This is a genomic window from Geothermobacter hydrogeniphilus, assembly GCF_002898515.1.
Classification (GTDB): domain Bacteria; phylum Desulfobacterota; class Desulfuromonadia; order Desulfuromonadales; family Geothermobacteraceae; genus Geothermobacter_A.
In genome coordinates this window covers 1-20,598 of sequence record NZ_PPFX01000055.1, presented here as the reverse complement: position 1 = coordinate 20,598, position 20,598 = coordinate 1, and the positions used below count along the sequence as shown (strand labels likewise).

At 58.8% G+C, this 20,598-nt stretch carries 15 protein-coding genes; 4 read left to right on the top strand and 11 right to left on the bottom strand.

Annotated features, from left to right (window positions below; genetic code table 11):
• The first annotated feature begins 596 nt into the window (after positions 1-596).
• On the top strand, positions 597-2,123 hold the full coding sequence (locus C2E25_RS16320; protein ID WP_158247306.1) for an HDOD domain-containing protein: 1,527 nt from the start codon (positions 597-599) through the stop codon (positions 2,121-2,123).
• A gap of 21 nt (positions 2,124-2,144) precedes the next feature.
• Here C2E25_RS16320 and C2E25_RS16315 read toward each other — a convergent pair whose 3' ends face one another.
• Together C2E25_RS16315 and trkA are read right to left on the bottom strand one after the other, a co-directional pair.
• On the bottom strand, positions 2,145-3,587 hold the full coding sequence (locus C2E25_RS16315) for a TrkH family potassium uptake protein (RefSeq protein WP_103116785.1): 1,443 nt from the start codon (positions 3,585-3,587) through the stop codon (positions 2,145-2,147).
• Positions 3,584-4,942, bottom strand: a complete 1,359-nt coding sequence (trkA, locus tag C2E25_RS16310; protein WP_158247305.1) for a Trk system potassium transporter TrkA — start codon at positions 4,940-4,942, stop codon at positions 3,584-3,586. Before trkA ends, C2E25_RS16315 begins: the two co-directional genes overlap by 4 nt.
• A 233-nt stretch (positions 4,943-5,175) precedes the next feature.
• Between trkA and C2E25_RS16305 the strand changes: the two genes are divergently transcribed.
• On the top strand, positions 5,176-5,472 hold the full coding sequence (locus C2E25_RS16305) for an HNH endonuclease (protein ID WP_103116783.1): 297 nt from the start codon (positions 5,176-5,178) through the stop codon (positions 5,470-5,472).
• A 219-nt stretch (positions 5,473-5,691) separates the two neighbouring features.
• Positions 5,692-8,076 carry a putative bifunctional diguanylate cyclase/phosphodiesterase gene (locus C2E25_RS16300; RefSeq protein ID WP_158247304.1) on the top strand — a complete coding sequence of 795 codons (2,385 nt, stop codon included), beginning with the start codon at positions 5,692-5,694 and terminating at the stop codon, positions 8,074-8,076.
• 166 nt (positions 8,077-8,242) lie between these two features.
• Here the strand turns inward: C2E25_RS16300 and C2E25_RS16295 are convergent, their stop codons facing one another.
• The 3 genes from C2E25_RS16295 to C2E25_RS16285 are packed head-to-tail and all read right to left on the bottom strand — an operon-like array spanning position 8,243 to position 9,901.
• Complete coding sequence (locus tag C2E25_RS16295) at positions 8,243-8,872, bottom strand: YkgJ family cysteine cluster protein (protein WP_103116781.1); 630 nt, start codon at positions 8,870-8,872, stop codon at positions 8,243-8,245.
• 59 nt (positions 8,873-8,931) lie between these two features.
• On the bottom strand, positions 8,932-9,402 hold the full coding sequence (locus tag C2E25_RS16290) for a ferritin family protein (protein ID WP_158247303.1): 471 nt from the start codon (positions 9,400-9,402) through the stop codon (positions 8,932-8,934).
• 4 nt (positions 9,403-9,406) lie between these two features.
• Positions 9,407-9,901, bottom strand: a complete 495-nt coding sequence (locus C2E25_RS16285) for a ferritin-like domain-containing protein (RefSeq protein ID WP_103116779.1) — start codon at positions 9,899-9,901, stop codon at positions 9,407-9,409.
• A 213-nt stretch (positions 9,902-10,114) separates the two neighbouring features.
• Here C2E25_RS16285 and C2E25_RS16280 point away from each other — a divergent pair, with 213 nt between their 5' ends.
• Entirely contained in the window at positions 10,115-10,594 is a 480-nt protein-coding gene (locus C2E25_RS16280; RefSeq protein ID WP_103116778.1) for a hypothetical protein, read from the top strand.
• Positions 10,595-10,668: 74 nt separating this feature from the next.
• Here C2E25_RS16280 and C2E25_RS17585 read toward each other — a convergent pair whose 3' ends face one another.
• From C2E25_RS17585 to C2E25_RS17580, 6 genes are all read right to left on the bottom strand, one after another.
• Complete coding sequence (locus tag C2E25_RS17585; protein WP_158247302.1) at positions 10,669-13,134, bottom strand: bacteriohemerythrin; 2,466 nt, start codon at positions 13,132-13,134, stop codon at positions 10,669-10,671.
• Between the two features lie 24 nt (positions 13,135-13,158).
• Positions 13,159-13,719 carry a cache domain-containing protein gene (locus C2E25_RS16270; protein ID WP_103116777.1) on the bottom strand — a complete coding sequence of 187 codons (561 nt, stop codon included), beginning with the start codon at positions 13,717-13,719 and terminating at the stop codon, positions 13,159-13,161.
• Between the two features lie 129 nt (positions 13,720-13,848).
• Positions 13,849-15,783 (bottom strand): putative bifunctional diguanylate cyclase/phosphodiesterase, encoded by a 1,935-nt coding sequence (locus tag C2E25_RS16265; RefSeq protein ID WP_103116776.1) that lies wholly within the window; start codon positions 15,781-15,783, stop codon positions 13,849-13,851.
• Positions 15,784-15,903: 120 nt separating this feature from the next.
• The gene (locus tag C2E25_RS16260; protein WP_103116775.1) at positions 15,904-17,721 is read right to left on the bottom strand and encodes a methyl-accepting chemotaxis protein; all 1,818 of its coding nucleotides are present in this window, start codon (positions 17,719-17,721) and stop codon (positions 15,904-15,906) included.
• A 356-nt stretch (positions 17,722-18,077) separates the two neighbouring features.
• Entirely contained in the window at positions 18,078-20,015 is a 1,938-nt protein-coding gene (locus C2E25_RS16255) for a methyl-accepting chemotaxis protein (RefSeq protein WP_233189470.1), read from the bottom strand.
• A gap of 75 nt (positions 20,016-20,090) precedes the next feature.
• Positions 20,091-20,598: hypothetical protein (locus C2E25_RS17580; protein WP_158247301.1), on the bottom strand; the 508-nt coding region annotated here is incomplete at its 5' end.

Sequence of the window (20,598 nt, the reverse complement as noted above, 5' to 3'; positions counted from 1 at the left end):
CCGTACGCACGGTGGTGTGGGAGGACGGCGGGGGCAACCCCGCCTCCTACCCGATTCGTGAGGGCGCCGGCTTTTTCATTAACCTGAATCCGTGAGTTCCTGTTGGATGGAGAGTGCAAGTGCTTGGTCTGAATGGGATTTCCAAAAATCTGAAGCGCACCCATCGGTTCGCTGGTGATTTTTGGGGAGCTCAGGCAGATCAATGACTTGTGCTATCCGCCGACAAGGGGCTCACTGATTCAGGATTACTCTGCGTTGCAGGCCCGCCTGTCGGTGGGGAAAAACTGAAAAAAATGCCTTCGGGCAAAGATTTTTTTCAATTGTAGGAGAAATTTGAGGTTTTTTTGAGATTCCAGGTGTAGTCTGCAGATAACCTTTTTCATTTCCATGCCATTGACAGGGGGTTTTTCGGGTTTCCCGGCCGGATATCCCCTCTTTTTTTGCCTCCCGCCGTTCTGTTGCTCTCCATCTTTCTGTCTGCTCCGTCCTGAACGCCCTGATTCAGACTGTCGTTACGGGTTCTCTGAAAAAAAACCATGGATGGGTGTTCTTTACTGCCGATAAGAAAGAGAGCCACCTCAACCATGGACCAGGTTATGACTATTGACAGTCTGATAGAAAAGAAAGTCCGCCTTCCTTCCCCACCGACCATTGCCGTCAAAATCCTTGATGCCGTGCAGCAGGACCGGGCCTCGATGCAGCAGCTGGCGGAGATTATTTCTTCCGATCCGGCCCTCGTGGCCAAATTGTTGCGTATCGCGAATTCAAGTATTTACGGCCTGAGTTATCGGGTGGGCAGCATCGACAAGGCGCTGACGGTTCTCGGTGTCAATCTGCTGAAAAATATCGCTCTTTCTTTTGTCATCTCTGAAGAGTTGCGGACCGGCGGCGAGGAAGGGTTTGATCTCGATTATTTCTGGCGCCGGTCGGTGACCGCCGCCGTGGCTGCCGACCTGACGGCCAAGATGGTCGGTCAGTCGAATGAAGATGCCTTTGTCACCGCGTTGCTGGCCGACATCGGAATCCTGCTGCTGCAGCGGCATGATCCGGACGAATATCCGGTTCTGCTGGCTGCGCACGAAGCACGCCGGTGTCCGATCAGCGAGGTGGAAAAGGAGCGCTACGGTTTCGACCATGCCGAATTGAGCGCCGCGTTGCTCGGCCGGTGGGGTCTGCCGAAAGAGGTGACTGAACCCCTGCGCTACCATCATCGGCCGAGTGAGGCGCCGGAGAAGTATCTCGAAGCGGCGGAGGTGGTGCAGTTGGCGGACCGATTATCCGCGATCTATCACGCTCCGGGCGGCAGCGGTCAGGTCGACCAACTGCAGACTCTGATGACATCGCGCTTCGGCCTTTCCTCTCCGGCGGTGGAAATGCTGGTTGACAGCGTGGCCGAAAAAGCTGTCGAGGTGTTTGCCGGTTTCGATCTCGATCCGGGGGAAATGCGCCCCTATTCGGAAATGCTGCAGGAGGCCAATGAAGAACTGGGTGAAATGAACCTCAGCAGTGAACAGTTGTTGCTGGAGGTCAAGCAGGCCAACCAGAAGAATGAGAAACTGGCTGCCGAACTGCGCCAGGCCAACAGCAAATTGCGTGAACTGGTTTTTCGCGACGGCCTGACCGGTCTCTACAATCATCGGTATTTTCAGGAAATGGTGGACCACGAAATGGGTCGGGTGATCCGCTATGGAAGCTGTTTTTCGCTGTTGATGTTTGATCTCGATCATTTCAAACAGGTCAACGACAACTACGGTCATCCGGTAGGTGACCTGGTGTTGAAGAATATCGCCGAGGCGGTGACCGCGTCGGTACGCACGTCCGATGTGGTGGCGCGCTATGGCGGCGAGGAGTTTGCCGTGATTCTGCCGGAGACCGATCCTTCCGGGCTGCGGGTTTTTGCCGAACGGCTGCGGCGGCGGGTTGAAAAGCTGGAGACCGAGGTCAACCGGGACAAGGTTCTCGTGACCATCAGCATCGGCGGAACCACCTACCAGCCCGGGGTGGCCAAGGTCGACAAGTTCAGCGTCATCGACACCGCGGACCGGGCGCTCTACCAGTCCAAGGCTCTCGGCCGCAACCGGGTTACCATCTTTCCCCTCGAAGGTGGCCGGTCGCACGGGTGAGGGTTGTTCCGGATGACCGTCCTATTTCCTCCAGAAGCTGGGGAAGATCAACACCAGAACCGTGAAGAGTTCGAGTCGTCCCAGAAGCATGCAGACGATCAGCACTGATTTTCCGAAGGGAAGAATATGGGCGTAGTTGTCGATTGGCCCGACGCTGCCGATCCCCGGACCGATGTTGCCGAGAGTCGCGACAACAGCGCCGGCGGCTGAGAGCAGGTCAAGGCCGCAGGCCGTCATCAGCAGGGTCGCGAAAACGAAAACGCCGATGTAGAGGGCAAAAAAACCGAGAATGGCCTGCATGACGTCGCGCGCGACCGGCAGGTCTCCCAGTTTGACCAGGCGCACCGCGCGTGGATGGATGAGGCGAAAGAGCTGAACCTGGGCATGCTTGAAGAGCAGCAGGACGCGTGCCACCTTGATACCGCCGCCGGTAGACCCGGCGCAACCCCCGATGAACATCAACAGAACCAGCAGGTACTGGGCAACAACCGGCCATTGTTCGTAATCGGCCGTGCCGAAGCCGGTGGTGGTCAGGATCGAGGTCGCCTGAAAGGCGCTGTAACGCAGGTTGTCGACCAGGGAATGATAGACTCGTCCCTGGTTGATGATGATCAGCAGCAGGGTGGCCCCGAGGGTGATGCCGAGATAGCAGCGGAATTCTTCGCTGCGCCAGTATTCCCTCAATCGTCCACGCAGGGCGTGATAATGCAGGGAAAAGTTGACCCCGGCGAGAAACATGAACAGGGTGATGATCCAGTCGATGTAGGCGCTTTGGTAGCTGCCGACCGAGGCGTTGCGGGTTGAGAAACCCCCGGTTGCCAGGGTGGCGAAAGCATGGCAGAGGGCTTCGTAGAAATTCATTCCCCCCAGCATCAGCAGCAGTGTTTCGATCGCGGTGAGCAGCAGGTAGACGCCCCAGAGCAGCTTGGCGGTATCCTGGATGCGCGGTTTAAGGCGGTCCGCGGTCGGGCCCGGCACCTCGGCCTTGAACAGCTGCATGCCGCCGACACCGAGCATCGGCAGGATGGCGAGGGAGAGGACGATGATACCCATGCCTCCCAACCAGTGCGTCAGGGCGCGCCAGAGCAGGATGCTTTCCGGCAGGCCTTCGATGGTGGTGAGGATGGTGGCACCGGTGGTGGTGAAACCGCTCATGGTTTCGAAGACCGCGTTGATGGGACCGGGAATGGTGCCGCTGAAAAGGAACGGCAGGGCGCCGAAACAGGAAAACAGCAGCCAGCCGAAACTGACCACGGCAAATCCTTCGCGCAGGGACAACTCGCTGTCGTTGCGACAGCTGAAAAACATTGAGGCTCCGACAATCAGGGTGAGCAGCGCCGAGAGCAGCAGCGCCGGGGTGGCACCGTCGGAAAAATACAGGGAAAAGGGAACCGGGACCAGCAGGGTCACGGCAAGGCACATCAGCAGAGCGCCGAGCAGGCGCATGGTCAGCAGGATATTCATGCCCGGGCGAAGAAGGTCTCAACCTTGGCCAGGGCTTCCGGCATGGCGAAGATCACCACCCGGTCACCGGCCTGCAACCGGCTTTCGCCGGTCGGGATTTCATAGGTCCGGTCGTGAACAATGGCACCGATGATCGCCCCGGCTGGAAAGTGGAGATTGCGCAACGGGGTGTTGATCACCTGACTGTCGGCCTTGACTTCCAGTTCCAGGACCTCCGCGTTGCTACCCTCGATGGCCGCCAGGGAGATGATGTCGCCCCGGCGCACGTACTTGAGGATGGCGCTGGCTGCTGCCAGGCGCGGTGACACGCAGGCGTCGATGCCGAGCGAGGGCGCCAGGTTGAGAAGCTCAGGCTGGTTGACCAGAGTCAGGGTCCGACGGACACCATGTTGGCGGGCGAGCAGGGAACAGAGGATATTGCTTTCGTCATTTTCGGTGACGGCGATGAAGAAATCGGCATCGTTGATGCCTTCTTCGCAGAGGGTGCGGACGTCGGTCCCTTCGGCATGAATCACCAGGGTCCGACGCAGGCTGGCGGACAGTTTTTCACAGCGTTTTTCATCGCGGTCGATCAGTCGGACATCGAATCCCAGTTTTTCCAGGCCCGCTGCGACGTGCAGTCCGATGTGCCCGCCGCCGAGGATAAAGGCCCGCCGCCGGCGGTTTTTCTTCTCTTCTTTCTGTTCCAGCATGTACTGGATCGCCGGCAGATCATTCTGGTGAACGACAATGAAGATGCGGTCACCTTCCTGGATGACATCATCGCCGCGCGGAATAATGGTTTTGCCGTCACGACTGATGGCGGTGACGACGAACCGGTAGATACCGCGCAATGCTCCGAGTTCGCGCAGGGTCAGGTTGCAGAGCGGGTTTTCCGCGGTGATGCGGTAGCCGAGAAACTGGATCTGTCCTTCGACAAACTCGGCGACATCGAAGGTGCCGCTGCGATGGGCGATCTTGATGATCTCTTCGGCGACAGCGTCTTCCGGGTTGATCAGCAGGTCAATGCCCAGTTTTTCTTTCGACAGGACGGCCCGCCGGCCGCTGAACTCGATGCTCTTGACCCGGGCGACCAGGGTCTTGACCTGGTACTCGCGGGCCAGCAGGCAGGCCAGGATATTGACTTCATCGAGATCGGTGACGGCGATGAAGATGTCGGTTTCCTTGATGCCGGCCTGTTCGAGAACCTCGGCGCTGGCCCCGTTTCCCTCGATTCCAAGGACGTTGAGGCGGTCCTCGGCACGCTTGAGGCTTTCTCCATCCCGGTCGATGAGGGTCACTTCGTGCCCCTCCAGGGAAAGGCGTTCGCAGAGAAAAAATCCGACCTGACCGGTTCCTATGATAAGGATTTTCATATAGTTTATAAGTCGTGGGGGCTCGGTACTGCTCTGCAAGGACGGGTTCCCCGGTTTCCGTCCGGTAACGGCCGCAGCACCATCCGGGAAATCCGGCCGGGCACTATTTAATGGCATAAAACCGGACTTTGTGCAAGCGCACGAAATGTAACTGCTCGTTTGTCCTCCCTCGAAACGGTATCGGAGCCGCTGTCTCCGGGTGATACCGATGAGGTCATGCAAGGGGTTGAAAGATGGAATTTTATCAGGATGTGAGTGCAGAACATCTGCGTCGCGAGCGGGCCCGGGCGCGGGAGTTACGCAAGAGCCAGTGGTGGCGCAATCGGATTGCCAGGGGGCGTTGCCACTACTGCCGGGCGCAGGTCGCTCCCCGGGATCTGACCCTCGATCATATCGTGCCACTGGTGCGTGGTGGTCGCAGCAGCAAGGGGAATTGCGTCCCCGCCTGCAAGGAATGCAACAGCCGCAAGCAGTCGTTATTGCCGATCGAGTGGGAAGATTACCTGCGGAAACTGCAGCAGGATGAGTAGCTTCTGTTGAGTCAATTGGCGTGGTGCCGGGGTTTTGCCGGTTTCATGTCGGCCTGGAATGGGTACCGGTTGGTTTTCTCTTGAGATTCAGCCTGGTTGGACATATGGCTTGGATTTTGCAAAATCTTTCCATGAAGGCAGCCCGTGACGGGCGGTCCATCCCGGTTCTGGTGGGAGCGGAGGGCTGCCATGCGGGGTGTCGGATCACGGAGAGGGCCCATGAAGGCGTCGCAAAATCAAGATCCGCCGACCTGGCTGCACAACCTGATGACGTTTGAAAGTGCCGACGGGACGGTTGCGGAAGACAGCCGACAGTTTACCAGCGCCCGCGGCCGGACCATTCTGGTCGCCCAGGCGCGCTGGCTGCTGCTGCTGGTGTTCGCTCTCTACGGTCTGGCGGCCGCGGTCACCTTTGCCTCCAGTCGTTACGGGTTGTTCGTCGATACCGCGCAGATTGTGACTCTGCTGGTCGCGGTGGTGACGGTTTTCGGCTACAATACCCTCTGTCATTTCTACTATCCGGTTATTTCCCGCCTGCGTTATGTCGATCACCTGCAGATCCTTTTCGATCTGATCCTGGTGACCCTGCTGGTTCACTACAGCGGCGGCGCGGCCAGCTGGTTCTGGCCGGTCTACCTGGTGGTCAGCATCGAGGCGGCAGTGCTGCTTGAAAGGCGGCGCCAGGTGCTGGCCATGGGCAGTCTCGGAAGTCTTCTGTACGGTGGTCTGCTGTTGGCTGAATATCACGGCTGGGTGGCCAGTGTCGCCATGCCCTTCGTCGATCCCATCCTTCATTCCGACGGTCTTTACCTGGGGCTGAGCTGGTTCTGGGTTTGTGTTCTGAATGCCACGGTGGCCCTTATAAGTGCCTTCCTGATGCGTATCATCCGCCGGGAAAACCAGGCCCACAGAGAGAGTGAACAGCGTCTGGTCAGTTTTCTCGACACCGCCAATGACCTGATCTTCTGTGTCCGGGAGGATGGTTCCTTCATCTACACCAACCGCAGCTGGCAACAGACACTGGGCTATGACAACGAGTCGCTGCCGCAGCTCAAGCTGCAGGACATCGTGCAGCAGGATGACAAAAGTCGTTGTATAGCCGCTTTCAACAACCTGCTGGATGGAAACTCCGGGGGGGCCATCGAAGGGAGGATGGCGGCCCGGGACGGCAGGGCCGTCAATGTCGAGGGCAGCATGACCTGCAGTCGCCAGGAGGATGGTGAGCGACTGGTCTGGGGGATCTGCCGTGATATCACTGAACGCAAACGGGCCCAGGATCAGCTCTATCACCTGGCGCACCACGATGCCCTGACCGGGTTGCCGAACCGGACCAACTTCATCGAACGGCTGCAGCAGGAACTGGCCATGGCCAAACGTATCGGTCGGGAAGTCGCGGTGTTGTTCCTGGATCTGGACCGTTTCAAAATGATCAACGACACCCTGGGGCATGATTCCGGCGATGCGCTGCTGGTCGAGGTCGCGGCCCGACTAAAAAAGCTGCTGCGTGAAACCGATGCCGTCGGCCGCCTCGGCGGCGATGAATTCGCCATTGTCCTCGGCAACCTCAATTGCAGTGCCGATGCTGAACGGGTGGCGGAGAAAATTCTGAAAATTCTCGCTGAACCGCTGCAGGTCAACGAACATGAACTTTTCATCACCACCAGCATCGGCGTCAGTCATTTTCCCGCCCATCACAACAGTCCCGAAGAACTGGTCAAGAAGGCCGACATCGCCATGTACAGTGCCAAGGCCCAGGGGCGCAACAATTTCAAGGTCTACAACCGGGCCATGGATTTTGACAGCGAGCGGCGCATGATCCTTGAAACAGGAATCCGCCGTGCCCTGGAACGGGACGAATTCCGTATTCATTACCAGCCGAAGGTGGATGCCTCCACGGGCGAAGTGACGTCGCTGGAAGCCCTGCTGCGCTGGCAGCACCCCGACCTGGGGCTGTTGCCGCCGGCCGATTTCATTTCCCTGGCCGAGGAGACCGGGCTGATTTTTTCCATCGGCGAATGGGTCCTGCGGCGGGTCTGTCACCAGGTGCGGGAATGGGCGGACTTGGGGTTGGGTGATGTCCGGGTGGCGGTCAACCTGTCCGGTTACCAGTTGCAGCAGCAGAACCTGGTCGGCCAGATCAGCCAGGCTCTGGAGGATGCCGGGGTTTCACCTGAATGCCTGGAGTTGGAGGTGACCGAGACGGTTGTGATGCAGAATCCCGATTTTGCCGTCGCCATTCTGCGGCAGCTCAAGGAACTGGGGATCTGTATTTCGATCGATGATTTCGGCACCGGCTATTCATCTCTTTCCCATTTGCGCCGGTTTTCGATCAACACCCTGAAGATCGACAAGTCCTTTGTGCAGGAGGTGGAACGCAACGCGACCGATGCCGCCATTACCCAGGCGATCATCGCCATGGGCAAGAGTCTTGATCTGAAGATCGTTGCCGAGGGGGTGGAGACCGAGGGGCAGCTCGAATTTCTGCGGGGACATGACTGCCATGAAATCCAGGGTTACCTCTTCAGTCAACCGGTCGCGGTTGACAAGGTCACTGAAATTCTGCGCAATGGCCTCGATCTCAAGTCCCTGCGGGCAGCGACCTAGTACCCTGTACCCCATAAACTTACGCATCTTGCTTGTTCTTTGACGCTTCGGCCGCGTTGTGATTTCAGGCATAGAACTACGGCTATGCGTCTGAAATCACGCCTTGCCGAGTCGCCAAACCCCGGCGCAATCTTACAACTTTCCAGGGTACATGGTACGAGTCTCTTTATTGCAGCCGCTGCCAGACGGCTTCGACCAGCTGCCGGCTGCGCGCCTCAAGCCCGGCATCCTGCAGAGCATCGGCCAATCCGAGAAAGGCCTGATTGAAAAGTTCCTGTTGCCAGAGATGGCAGAGGACCGGGGGGGAACGGTCAAGGGCCGCCATGGTGATCGCCTCCCGGCAACGGTCGGCATCGGTGGAGGTCAGACTGCGGCAGAGCAGGGGGCGGACCGGGTAAATGCTGCAGCGTTTTTTCTTGTCGAGGAAGAGGCAGGGGCTTCTGGCCAGGAGGCGTTCCTGATCATTCAACCCACCGACACGAAGATGGAGCTTGTGGGCTGCCTGGCGCAGATTTTCGAATTCCCCGGGAGAGAGATGCTGTCGGAGATAGGAACAGACAGCTTCGGTTTCGGCATCGAGAACCGCGACATTGACCTGGCAGCAATCACCGCATCCGGGGTGGCAGGCAATCTCCTCCCGGTGCTGCCGATGCCTGGCGAGGGTTTGTTCTGCGAGGTGCTGAACGGCGCGTGCCGCGGTTGACTGCCCTCCGGCGGAAGGGTTGCGTTGCAACAGCCTTAAGGCTGTTGCCGCAACCTTGCTGCGGAATTGATGCAGGTCTGGCCGTTCGCGCATGGGGTCCTCCCGAAAGGGGGCCGGTACCGGCGATATCCGCCGGTGACGATTTTGCTGATTCAGGTCCGGTTCTGTTCGCCGCTCAGTCGCTGCAGTTCTGCACGGATGGTTTCGTAGTGCTGGTGGGTTGCGTCGGCGTTGGCCAGGTAGACCCGCTTGATCTGCAGATCAGTCTGTTTTGCCGCCTGCCGGCGCAGGTGTTGTTCGAGTTCCTCTTCCTTGCGCATCGCCAACTCAAGTGCGGCCAGATCGGTGCTGTCGGCGGCGTAGGTATTTTCCAGTTCCTCCAGCCAGCCATTGGCTTCGTTGCGCCCCCGGTCAAGACAGGTTTGCAGGTCGGGGAGGTCGTTTCCCGAGCAGGTCTCCAGGAACCATTCGATATGTCGACGTTCATCCTCCGCCAAGTTGTTGAAAACCCTGCGGGCGCGTCCGTCACGCGCGGTTCGTGCCGCCCGCAGGTAAAAGTACATGGCGTCCCGCTCGGTCCGCACGGCGTCAAGCAGGGCCTGCTGGGTTGCGGAGATGGGCACGGTCCTATTCGCGGACAAAGGTGTCAATGTCAGTTTCATGAACCATGCCCATCAGGCGGGCATATTCCGATTCGATCAGCTGGTAATGGCCATCGGTGGACCGGACGTTTTTAAGAAAAACCTCCTTGACTTCCGGTTGGTCGAACCGGTCGGCCATCTGCTGCAGGTGCTCGGCGAGAGATTTTTCCTTCTGCATCGCCATTTCCATCGCCTTACGGTCGTCGAACAGGGCAAAAAGCTCCTTTTCGGTACTGCTCAGCCAGTCATTTTCAGCTGCCGGGTCGGCCGCCATCAGGGTGTCAAAATCCGGCAGATCATCTCCCTGGTAGAGATCGTAGAACATCCGGGCATGGTCACGCTCTTCGCCGGCCAGTAGCTCAAAAGTTTTACGCGCCTGCTCGTTGGTCATGTGGCCGGCGCCGAGTCGATAAAAATCCATGGCGCTCTTTTCAGTCATGATCGAGCGTTTGATGGCTTCCTGAACGGTAAGGCTTTCCATTCTATTCTCCTTCGATGCGGTGTGGTGATGGCCTGACTCAGGCTGGGTCGATTATTCTAGAGTTAACCGAAATGCAGATGGTGTCAACCATTTCAGTCTTTTTTGACCCCTTTGTAAACCCCGGCCGCCGGTTTGCGTCTAACGGGGTAAGACAGGCGCTGCAGACCTGGTTTCAGATTGAACTTACCAATGACCAACCCCAAGGAGAACAAGATGAAAACCACCACTGGAATTATTGCCGTCACCGCCGCCCTGCTGTTGCTCTCCGCCCCGGCTTTCGCCTGGCAGCGGCCGAGCCGGGGAGAGGTCCGCCATTACAAGGCCGAACGCCACCAGGCTCGACAGGATTATCGCCGGGATCGGCATCAGGACGTCAGGAGTGTCCGCCGGGACCGTCGCCAGGATGTGCATGCCGCCCGCCAGGACCGCCGCCGGGATAATCGTGCCTATCATCGGGACATGCGCCAGGATCATCGGGCCCTGATGCGGGCCGACAGTCCCGAAGCGCGTCACGAGGCACGTCAGCAGATGCGTGATGACCGACGTGACTATCGCCGCGAAAAACGGGATGACCGGCGAGATTTTGCGGTCGAACGGCATGAGGACCGCCAAGGCTTCAGGCAGGAACGGCGTGAGGATCGCCAGGGCTTCAGGCAGGAACGGCGTGAGGATCGCAGGGAACTGCTCGACTGAGGGTTCATTCTCACTCCATTGAAACATGACGGGCCGCCCGGAATCACCGGGCGGCCCGTTGTTGCATGTGTTGCTCAGTTCAGGTTTTCGCGCAGCAGGACTCCGTAACCATCACGATCCTCCGCCTTGATATGGTAGAGTAGCCAGCCCTTGAGGAATTTGAAGACCTCGGCCGGCGTCAGGCGTTGCCCGCTTTCGAACCGTTTTTGGAAATCAAGGACTTCAGAGACGAACTGGGCATGCAGTTTTTTATGCTCCTCAAGTCCCGGATAGTTGTGGTTTTTCATCAGCATCTCCTCGGCGGAGAAATGGCTTGCGGTGTAGTCGATCAGCTGCTGCAGAATCGGGGCGATGGCGGACTTATCCCGGCCGTCGCGCATGGCGACGAACAACTCATTGATCATGTCCACCAGTTTCCGGTGTTGTTTGTCCATCCCGTCGACCCCGGTTGACAGCGCGTCACTCCAGGCGATCAGCTCATTCGGGTCGGCGCTCTGAAACGAGATCCCCTGCCAGCTTCCGGTGGCGGTCTCCGGGACGGGTTGCGGTGACCGGGGCGCATCACTGTCGCTCTGGTACTGCATCTTGAACTGCGAGAGGATCTGCAGCAGCTGGTTGGCCTGGGCCGACAGCTCCTCGGACGCGGCGGCGCTTTCCTCGGCGCTGGCGGTGTTCTGCTGGGTGACGTTGTCGATCTGGGTGAGCCCCTGGTTGACCTGGTCGATTCCTTCCGCCTGTTCGTTGCTGGCACAGGCGATTTCGGCCACCAGGTCGGTGACCTTGTTGACACCCTGAACAATCTCACCGAGCGCCTCGGCGGTCTGATTGGCGATCCGACCGCCCTTGTCGGTCAGGGTGACCGAGCTCTCGATCAGCTCGGCCGTTTCCCGGGCCGCCTTGGCGCTGCGCCCGGCGAGGTTGCGTACCTCTTCGGCGACCACTGCGAAGCCCTTGCCGTGCTGGCCGGCGCGAGCCGCTTCGACAGCTGCGTTGAGGGCCAGCAGGTTGGTCTGGAAGGCGATTTCGTCGATCACCTTGATGATCTTGCTGATATTCTGCCCGGCCGCGGCGATTTCCTTCATCGCCTCGACCATCTCCTGCATCTGCTGGTTGCCCTTTTCCGCCGCGCCCTGGGCGACGCCGGTCAACTGGTTGGCCTGATCGGCGTTGGCGGCGTTGGTCCTCGTCTGTGAGGCGAGTTCGTTCATGGTGGCGGAAATTTCCTCCAGCGAGGAGGCTGACTCTGTGGCCCCCTGTGAGAGGGTCTGGCTCGATTCGGCGACCCGGGTTGACCCGTAGGCGACCTGTTCGCTCGCCTGGTGAATGGTCCCGAAGATATGGTTGAGCTTTTCGAGCATGGTTTTCAGTGCCCGCCCGAGGGTGTCCCGATCCGAACTCAGGCGGACCTCGTGTGACAGGTCGCCGGCGGCGATGCGGGTGGCGAATTCGGCTTTTTCCTCAAGGCTTTCCGCCATCTTGTTGAGGGCGACGGCGAGGCGGCCGATTTCGTCATTGCCCTTGACTTCCATCCGCTGGGAAAGATCGCCGGCCTGAACAGTTTCCGCCAGTTCGATTCCCTTGTGCAGCGGCCGGATGATTGAGCGTATCACCAGCCAGGAGAGAAACAGGAAGATGCCCGCGCCAAGAGCGGTAGCGATGCTGATGACCAGCACCGCCTTGCTGCGGGCGGCTTCCTTCAGGGCGCTGCCGGCGGCGAGCAGGGTTTCGCTGCCGTTGAGCAATTGCTTGCCGATGGCATCCAGCTGCATGACCGTGGCATCCTGTTGCCCGAAGAGTTCTCGGGCATTGTCCAACCTGGCGAGATTGCCCTCGATCAGCTGTCGGCTTTCGACCGCCGGCTTGATGTAGTCATCTTCACCACTCGCCTTGGAGAACTGTTCCAGCCCGGCGAGAACCCCCTGGCCGACGTTACGAAAGTAGTCTTTGAATGCGGTGATATGGGACGCGTCGTTGCTGAGCAGGAATTTCTGCAGGCTGTTCTGCATCCGCAGGGCGAGATTGCTGCTGTCCCGAACCAGCGACAGCAGGTTGACCTCGTTTTCCGAGAGCGTTTCTCCTTCCATCTGCAGGTCGAATTCCCGACCGCGAACCGCATCCTCGATGGTGGACAGATCCTTCGAGACGGTCGCCAGGTCAGCCTTCATCTTGTTGTCCAGCGACTCGTTCTGTTTATGCAGTGAGACCACCCGGGAAAAAGTCTTCCGGTAATCCTGCAGACTTTTTTTCAGGCTCGCGGTGTCAATGGTTTCCTCGGTGGGCAACTGGTCGAAGTGTTTGATGGCCTCGTCCAGTTTCTCCTGGAGTTTCCTGGCGAAACTCTGGTCGTAGAACTGCAGGTAGGCCTTTTCAGCGACCCGTGCCTGTTGTACATCTTCGGTGGCACGGAAAATTTCAACCTGCAGGCCGTGAGCCTGGTCGATGCGGTTGTTGAAATAGACCCCGACCACGATGACGAAGGCGAGCAGCGACAGGGCCATCACGCTGAGCAGGGCGAGCTTGGTTTTGAGTGATAAAGTCATGACTGCCCTCACGTAGCTTGCGGATTACTTCATCGCCGCCTGGATCTGGTCCATGGTGATGTCGTAGACGCCGGAACCGATCACGTATTTCTTGCCGCCATATTCTGCCAGCTTGACGTAGGAAACCTTCTGCGAGGGTTTTTTCTCACCCGGTTTCGGCCACCAGTAGTCGACCCAGCCGCTCCCTTTTTCGAGGGCGACGCGGTTGAATTCGACGAACAGCAGTTTGCCTTTCTTGTCTTTCAGCGGCAACACGTTGCGTCCTTCGAGTTTCGGCTTCATCGGGTGCATCAGCATCGTGCCGTCATCGCCGGAATGGATCCAGATGTAGGTCCCGGCGTAGATGAAATCGCTGTCATACCCCTTGAACTTGGGAAAGGCTGCCGGTCCTTCCTTGGCGATCAGCGCCGCGCCCTGGTTGACCTTGTCCATGACCATCTGTACCGTCGGCTTGGTGCCCGCGGTATCCCTGGCCTTCTTGACGCTGCCTTCGTCGACGTTCATGCCCCAGGCCAGGCCGGTCAGGGTGAACAGGCTGACCGCACAGATGAATCCGATCCAGAGTTTTGTCCTGTTTTGCTGCATGGTTCATTCTCCTTTTCCCGGTTTTGCCATTTGTAGGCTGGTTGATTTTTTCCCGTAGAGTTCTTATCGACGGTTGTTTTGATAAATTTAAAACATTGTTTGTTAAAAATATTTTATCGCTTCCCGACCTCAAGTGAGTCCTACCTGGCAGGTGACGAGACCGGTACTTCGGCGATTTTCACCGGTTTGGATGTTCAGGAGATAACGTTCCAGAACGGCCGCCGGCATCGGTCGGGCAAAATAGTAGCCCTGCATCTCGAAACAATCCCGTTGCTTCAGAAATTCAACCTGTTGTTCTGTTTCCACCCCTTCGGCGATAACCGCGAGGCCCAGGCTGCGGGCCATGGCGATGATCGTGCCGACGATGGCGGCTGCGTTGCCGTCATGACTTATTTCTCCGACGAAGCTGCGGTCGATCTTGATGCGGTCGATGGGAAAGTCCTTGAGGTAGCTCAGGGATGAGTAACCGGTTCCGAAATCGTCGATGGCCAGGCTGATCCCGCGCTCCTTGAGTCCCCTGAGGTTGCGGAGGGTCGTTTCGACATTGTGCAGCAGAACGGTCTCGGTCAGTTCCATCTCCAGTTCGAGCCGGGCAGGGTCGAAATCCGCTTCCCGCAGGGCCCGGTCGACGACGGCAAGAAAGTCAGGCTGTTTGAACTGCTGCCCGGAGATGTTGACCGCCATGCGCAGGTTGGGAAGCTGCGCGTGGCGCCAGGTGCGCAACTGGCGGCAGGATTCACGCAGAACCCATTCACCAAGGGTGCGAATCAGACCTGTTTCTTCGGCTATCGGGATAAATTCAGCCGGATAGACCAGCCCGCGTCGTGGATGATGCCAGCGCAACAGGGCTTCGACACCGCGAATACGACTGTTTCGGTTGTCAATCTGCGGTTGGTAGACCAGGGCGAATTCTCCCTTGTCCAGCGCCTGGCGCAGGCGGGTTTCCATATCCCTGCGCCGCGCGGCCTGCCGGGTCATCCGTTTCCGGTAGAAACAGAGGTTGTTGCGGCCCTGTTCCTTGGCGGCGTACATCGCCATATCGGCGTGTTTGAGCAGAGAACTGCTGTCTTTGCCGTCGGCGGGATAGCGGGCGACACCGATGCTGGTTGAAACATGCAGTTGTTTGCCCGCCAGGCGGAAAGGTTTTTCCAGTGTCTTGAGCAGGGTGTTGCCGAAGTGTTCCAGTTCGTTCCGGTTGTGGACATCGGTCAGCATGATGACAAATTCATCCCCGCCCAGCCGGGCCAGGGTTCCGCCGGCGGGAATCAGGCACGAAAGTCTTTCGGCAACCAGCTGCAGCAGGCGATCCCCTCCGGCATGACCGATGGTGTCATTGATGTACTTGAATCGATCGAGATCGAGAAAGAGCAGCGCCAGTTGCTGTTCGCTGATGGCAGCCTGGGTCAGGGATTCGGCCAGGCGCTGTTTGAAAAAGCTCCGGTTGGCAAGGCCGGTCAGGTTGTCATGGTAAGCGAGCTCCTCGATCTCCTGTTCGGCCTGCTTGCGGTCGGTGATGTCGAGCATCGCGCCGACCAGGCCGGCCGGACTGCCGTCGGCGGCGGCGAAGACCGCCTTGTGAAACATGACGTGATGGCGGCTGCCGTCGGCGTATTGGACTTCGGTTTCATAGACCTGTTGTCCGCCCTGTTTCATCAGTTCGCTGTCGGCCCGGTGGTACTTGTCGGCCAGTTCCCGTGGGGCGACATCCCAGACACTGGCGCCGATGATCTTCTCCCGTGGAAGACCGATAAAGGTTTCGAAGGCCCGGTTGCAACCGAGGTAGATTCCGCGGTGGTCTTTGAAGAAGATCGGTGCCGGGATGGCCCGCAACACCGCCTGCAGCAATCGGCTCTGCTGCTGGAACTGGCGCCGGAGGTGGTCATGCCTGGCAAACGCGGCCCTGGTGCGTGCCGTCAACCAGGCAATCAGAACGGTCAGGATAAAGGTGACCAGTGCCGGAAATGCCGTAAATTGACTCAGCATGTTCAGGTGGCAGACCGACAGTATGATGCTGCCGGAGGCGATGACGGCCAGGCTGATAAGCAGCCATGTGACACGTTTCATGCTGGACGGACCTGACCTCCCCCTCCGCAGGTGCAAGGTGACGGGCGATTGGTTGTTTACGCAGGGGCCGTGAGCCGGTTAACGCCCTTCCGCTGTTTTTCAGCGGAAGGGCGCTGCGGATCAATATCGACCGAACTCATCGTCGTTCAGGGCGATCATGTCCTCTCCCCGGGGAGCGGAGGATATCCCCCCCCAGTTTCCGTTTGCCGCAACGGGCTGCGGCGGACGGGGAGGGGCTGCCGCCGGAATCGTGGTCGGGACTGTCGCCATGGCATGTTGCTTGAGCTTGAAGCGGGAGAGCATGTTGTGGAGCTGGGCAGCCTGGCTGGAGAGTTCTTCGCTGGCGGCCGCGCCCTCTTCGGCGTTGGCGGTGTTCTGTTGGGTGACCTGGTCGATCTGAGCCAGTCCCTGGTTGACCTGGGCGATGCCCTGCGCCTGTTCGTTGGAGGCGGCGGCGATTTCCGAAACCAGGTTCGAAACCTTGGTAACGCCGTCGACGATCTTGCCCAGGGCCTCGGCGGTTTGTCCGGCGATGTGGCTGCCGCGTTCGGTGAGGTCGACTGATCCTTCGATCAACTCGGCAGTTTCCCTTGCCGCCCGGGCGCTGCGCGCGGCCAGGTTGCGGACCTCTTCGGCAACCACCGCGAAGCCCTTGCCGTGCTGGCCGGCGCGGGCTGCCTCGACGGCGGCGTTGAGGGCCAGCAGGTTGGTCTGGAAGGCGATTTCGTCGATCACCTTGATGATCTTGGAAATATTCTGGCCGGCGTCGGCGATCTCACCCATGGCCGAAACCATCTCCTGCATCTGCTGATTGCCCTTTTCCGCGGCCGCCTGGGCTTCATCGGAGAGTCGATTGGCCTGGTCGGCATTTTCGGCGTTCTGTCGGGTCTGGGAGGACATTTCATTCATCGAGGCGGAAATTTCTTCCAGTGACGAGGCCGATTCGGTGGCCCCCTGCGACAGGGACTGGCTGGAATCGGAAACCTGGCCCGCGCCGGCGGCGATCTGTTCACCGGAACTCTGGATATCGAGCATCACCCGGTTGAGATCCTGCTCCAGCTTCTGCAGCGCTCCGCGCACCACGTCCCGGTTGTCGCGTGGTTCGATGCTGAAGGTCAGGTCGCCGGTTGCCAGTCGCTGCAGGGATGCGACCACTTCGTTCTGCAGTGAGTCGGCAAAGGCGTCCATCGCCTTGGCCATGCGTCCCATCTCATCCTTGCGGTCCATGTTCAGACGACGGTCGAGATGTCCCTTCTCCATTTCTTCGATCATCTCTACCGTCTGGTGGAGGGGGCGTGAAACATGCCGGGCGAGGAACCAGACCAGTGCCGCGGAGACCAGCAGGGCGAATCCCAGGACCCCGATCACCGACCAGAAAGCGGCCGCGACCCGGCTCTGAACGTCATCCAGGTAGACCCCGGCACCGACGATCCAGCCCCAGTCCGGGTGCCTGCGGACATAGGAGAGCTTGTCGACCGGTTTGTCGTGACCGGGTTTGGCCCACTGGTATTCGACGAACCCGGCGCCGTCTTTGGCGGTGACATTGACCATCTCCTTGAACAGGTAGACGCCGTTGGGGTCCCTGGCGGTGGACATGTCCTTGCCTTCAAGTTGCGGCTTGATCGGGTGCATGACGATTTTCGGGGTCGTGTCGTTGATCCAGAAATAACTGCCGTCACCGAACCTGAGAGCCCTGATGGCGCTCTTGGCCAGCATCTGCGCTTCGCTGCGGGAGAGATCTTCGCCGACGCTCTTGCTGTAATGGTCGATGATGCCCCAGGCGGTGTCGACCGCCGCGACCAGTTGTTCGCGACTGCCTTCATAGAGCTGATCACGGTACTGGCCGTAGAGCCAGAAAGAGCTGGCGGTGAAGATCAGGATCAGGATGCCGGTGACCAGGTAGATTTTCTTGCCGATGTTCAGGTTCGCCAGAGTCATAATGATTTTTCCTTCCTGCTGATGACTGCTTTGGGTCAATTCCCGGAGGCACAATTGAATAAATACACATAGCGTTTACGGGATGTCCACATCTGTTGTCAGTACTTGCTGAGGGGGTTGCGGCGATTTTGTCGCCATGAGTTTCGGGTGATTTACGCCAAGACCGACGACACTGCTTCAGAGGACAGCTGCGGGTTGCTTACACACTATTATCGGTGGCGGAGCAGGCCGGCTTTAGGCGAATAATTAGAAAAATTACCCATGTGAAGAGGCTAATAATGACCGGGCAGTCTTTAGCGGGGAGGGAACCCCCGGCGGATTGCCGGGGGCGCGGGCGAAAGGTTTGAGATCAGTATTTATCCGAAATTGTCATCATCCAGGGCGATCGTCTGTTGAGGTTGGTCATTCATCTGTTCCCAGCCGCTGTCCGTGGCACCTGTCACGGATGGGGCCGGGGTCCGCTGTTTCGAGAGAGGAGATGGCAGAAAAGATCCTGTGGCTTCGCCGCCGCTGTTTTTCAGTGTGAAGCGGCTGAGCATCTGCCGCAGTTGGGCGGCCTGGCTGGAGAGTTCCTCGCTGGTGGCGGCGCTTTCTTCGGCGTTGGCGGTGTTCTGCTGGGTGACCTGGTCAATCTGGGTTAGTCCCTGGTTGACCTGGCTGATCCCCTGGGCCTGTTCGTTGGAGGCGACGGCGATTTCCGCCACCAGGTCGGAGACCTTGGTGATCCCCTGGACGATTTCATCGAGTGCTTCCGCGGTCTGGCTGGCGATGCCGCTGCCTTTTTCAGTCAGGTTGACCGAGCCCTCGATCAGCTCGGCGGTTTCGCGGGCCGCCTTGGCGCTGCGCCCGGCGAGGTTGCGGACCTCTTCGGCGACCACCGCGAAGCCCTTGCCGTGCTGCCCGGCTCTGGCCGCCTCGACGGCGGCGTTGAGGGCCAGCAGGTTGGTCTGGAAGGCGATTTCGTCGATCACCTTGATGATCTTGCTGATGTTCTGCCCCGCCTCGGCGATCTCGGCCATGGCGCTGACCATCTCCTGCATCTGGGCGTTGCCCTTTTCCGCCGCGTTCTGAGCTTCGTCGGAAAGGCTGTTGGCCTGTCCGGCATTCTCGGCGTTCTGCTTGATCTGGCCGGTCATCTCGTTCAGCGAGGCGGCGATCTCTTCCAGCGACGAGGCCGATTCAGTGGCTCCCTGCGACAGGGACTGACTGGCGTCGGAAACCTGGGCGCTGCCGGCGGCGATCTGCTCGCCGGCGACGTGGATCTTTTCCATGATGGTGTTGAGATCGGTACCGAGTTTCTGCAGCGCTCCCCGGATCTTGTCCTGTGCGTCACGCGGCACGACTTCGAAGGTCAGGTCGCCAGCGGCCAGTTTTTCCAGGTTGGCGACCATTTCGGAATCCAGGCTGTCGGCAAAGTTGTTCAGCGCCATGGCCATCTGTCCGATTTCGTCGCGGCTCATGATGGCGAGACGTTTGTCGAGATGGCCTTTTTCCAGGTCTTCCAGCATTTCCATTGTCTGTGCGAGTGGTCTACTCACCATGCGTCGTACCATAAGGGTGAGAATGCCGCAGACCAGAAGCAGCGCTCCTGACATCAGGGAGATGTTGAGCCAATTGAGATGTCGCTGTTGCTGGTCACCGATCTGTTGAGCATAGACCACAGCTTCGTTCAGTGCCTGTTGGCTCTGGCTGGTGAGCTTGTCGGCCATCTCGCGATTGAGTTGGTTGATCTGTTCAAAAATGGCTGCAACCTTTGCCAGATCCTGCATTCCCGCAAGACTGACCTGAAGGTCTATTTTCAGAAAAGCAAATTCATTCTTGATCGTCTGGCTGAAATTCATGCGATCCGAGGTGTCGGAGTGGTGACCGAAGAGTATGATGTCATCATCTCCCGGGTTCTCCGCCGTGGTCAGCCTGGCCCAGCTGACGGCCTGGTTGGAGTCCAGGATCTGCTGGACCACTTCCCTGGCTGAGTCAAAATCAAAACTTTCGACCATGGGAAAAATCTGGTTGGCCATTGCCTTGACCAGGGTATTGAAAGAATCCTGGTAGAGATTGAGAATGATGCTCCGAATCGTCTGGTCAGCGCGCGCCAGGCTGGTGGCGATTGTTTTGGAATTCTCCTGTAGCAGGGCAATTGAGGCGTTGTTGCTTGATCTTGCCTGTTCGAGGGTTGATGAGACAATTTTCTGATTGTTTCGGGTGACACCGACGCTATTAAGAATCGCCAGCAGGACAAAGGTTGCCGTCAGAGTCACGAAAATCAGCAGGGGTAGTTTTTGGGCGATACTCATCTGTTGTAACTCCATTGCCTGCCGGAAAGAAAAGAGCGGCCCGGTCAGGGAATTGCCGGACCGCGGAGAAGCGAATTACCAGCTGTAGGTCATAGGGTCGATTTTCCCCTTGGCCATCAGCTCAAGAGGGAAATCGAGCCTGGAAATATCGAACGGGGCCATTTGGGGAGCACCGAATGCATCTTTGCGTGCCCGGGCCGCTGCCGCGATCTTTTTCTGAATGTCGGCGGGGACGGCGTTGGAGGCCGTCAGCACATTGTCGGGATTCCTGGTTATCGAGATGCCGGGAAGTTTATACAAGGCCAATCCCGGGAACTTTTTCCGGTTGGTTTCCCACCACCAGTTCTTCACGACTGCGGCCTTGGCTTTTCCCGCTTTGACAGCCGCACAGGCTATGCCGTGGTTGGCGACGCCGATTGCCGCCTTGCCGGCTGTTGCCGCCTTGGCGCTTGACTCTCCGGAAGATGCACCGATGGCATAGGCGATTTTGTCTGGATTGTTGGCAAGGATTGCGGCCGGATCTTCACCTTTAGTGTGAAGTAGAAACCCCCGTCCTCTGGACGGGGTCAGAGTCCTTTGGCTT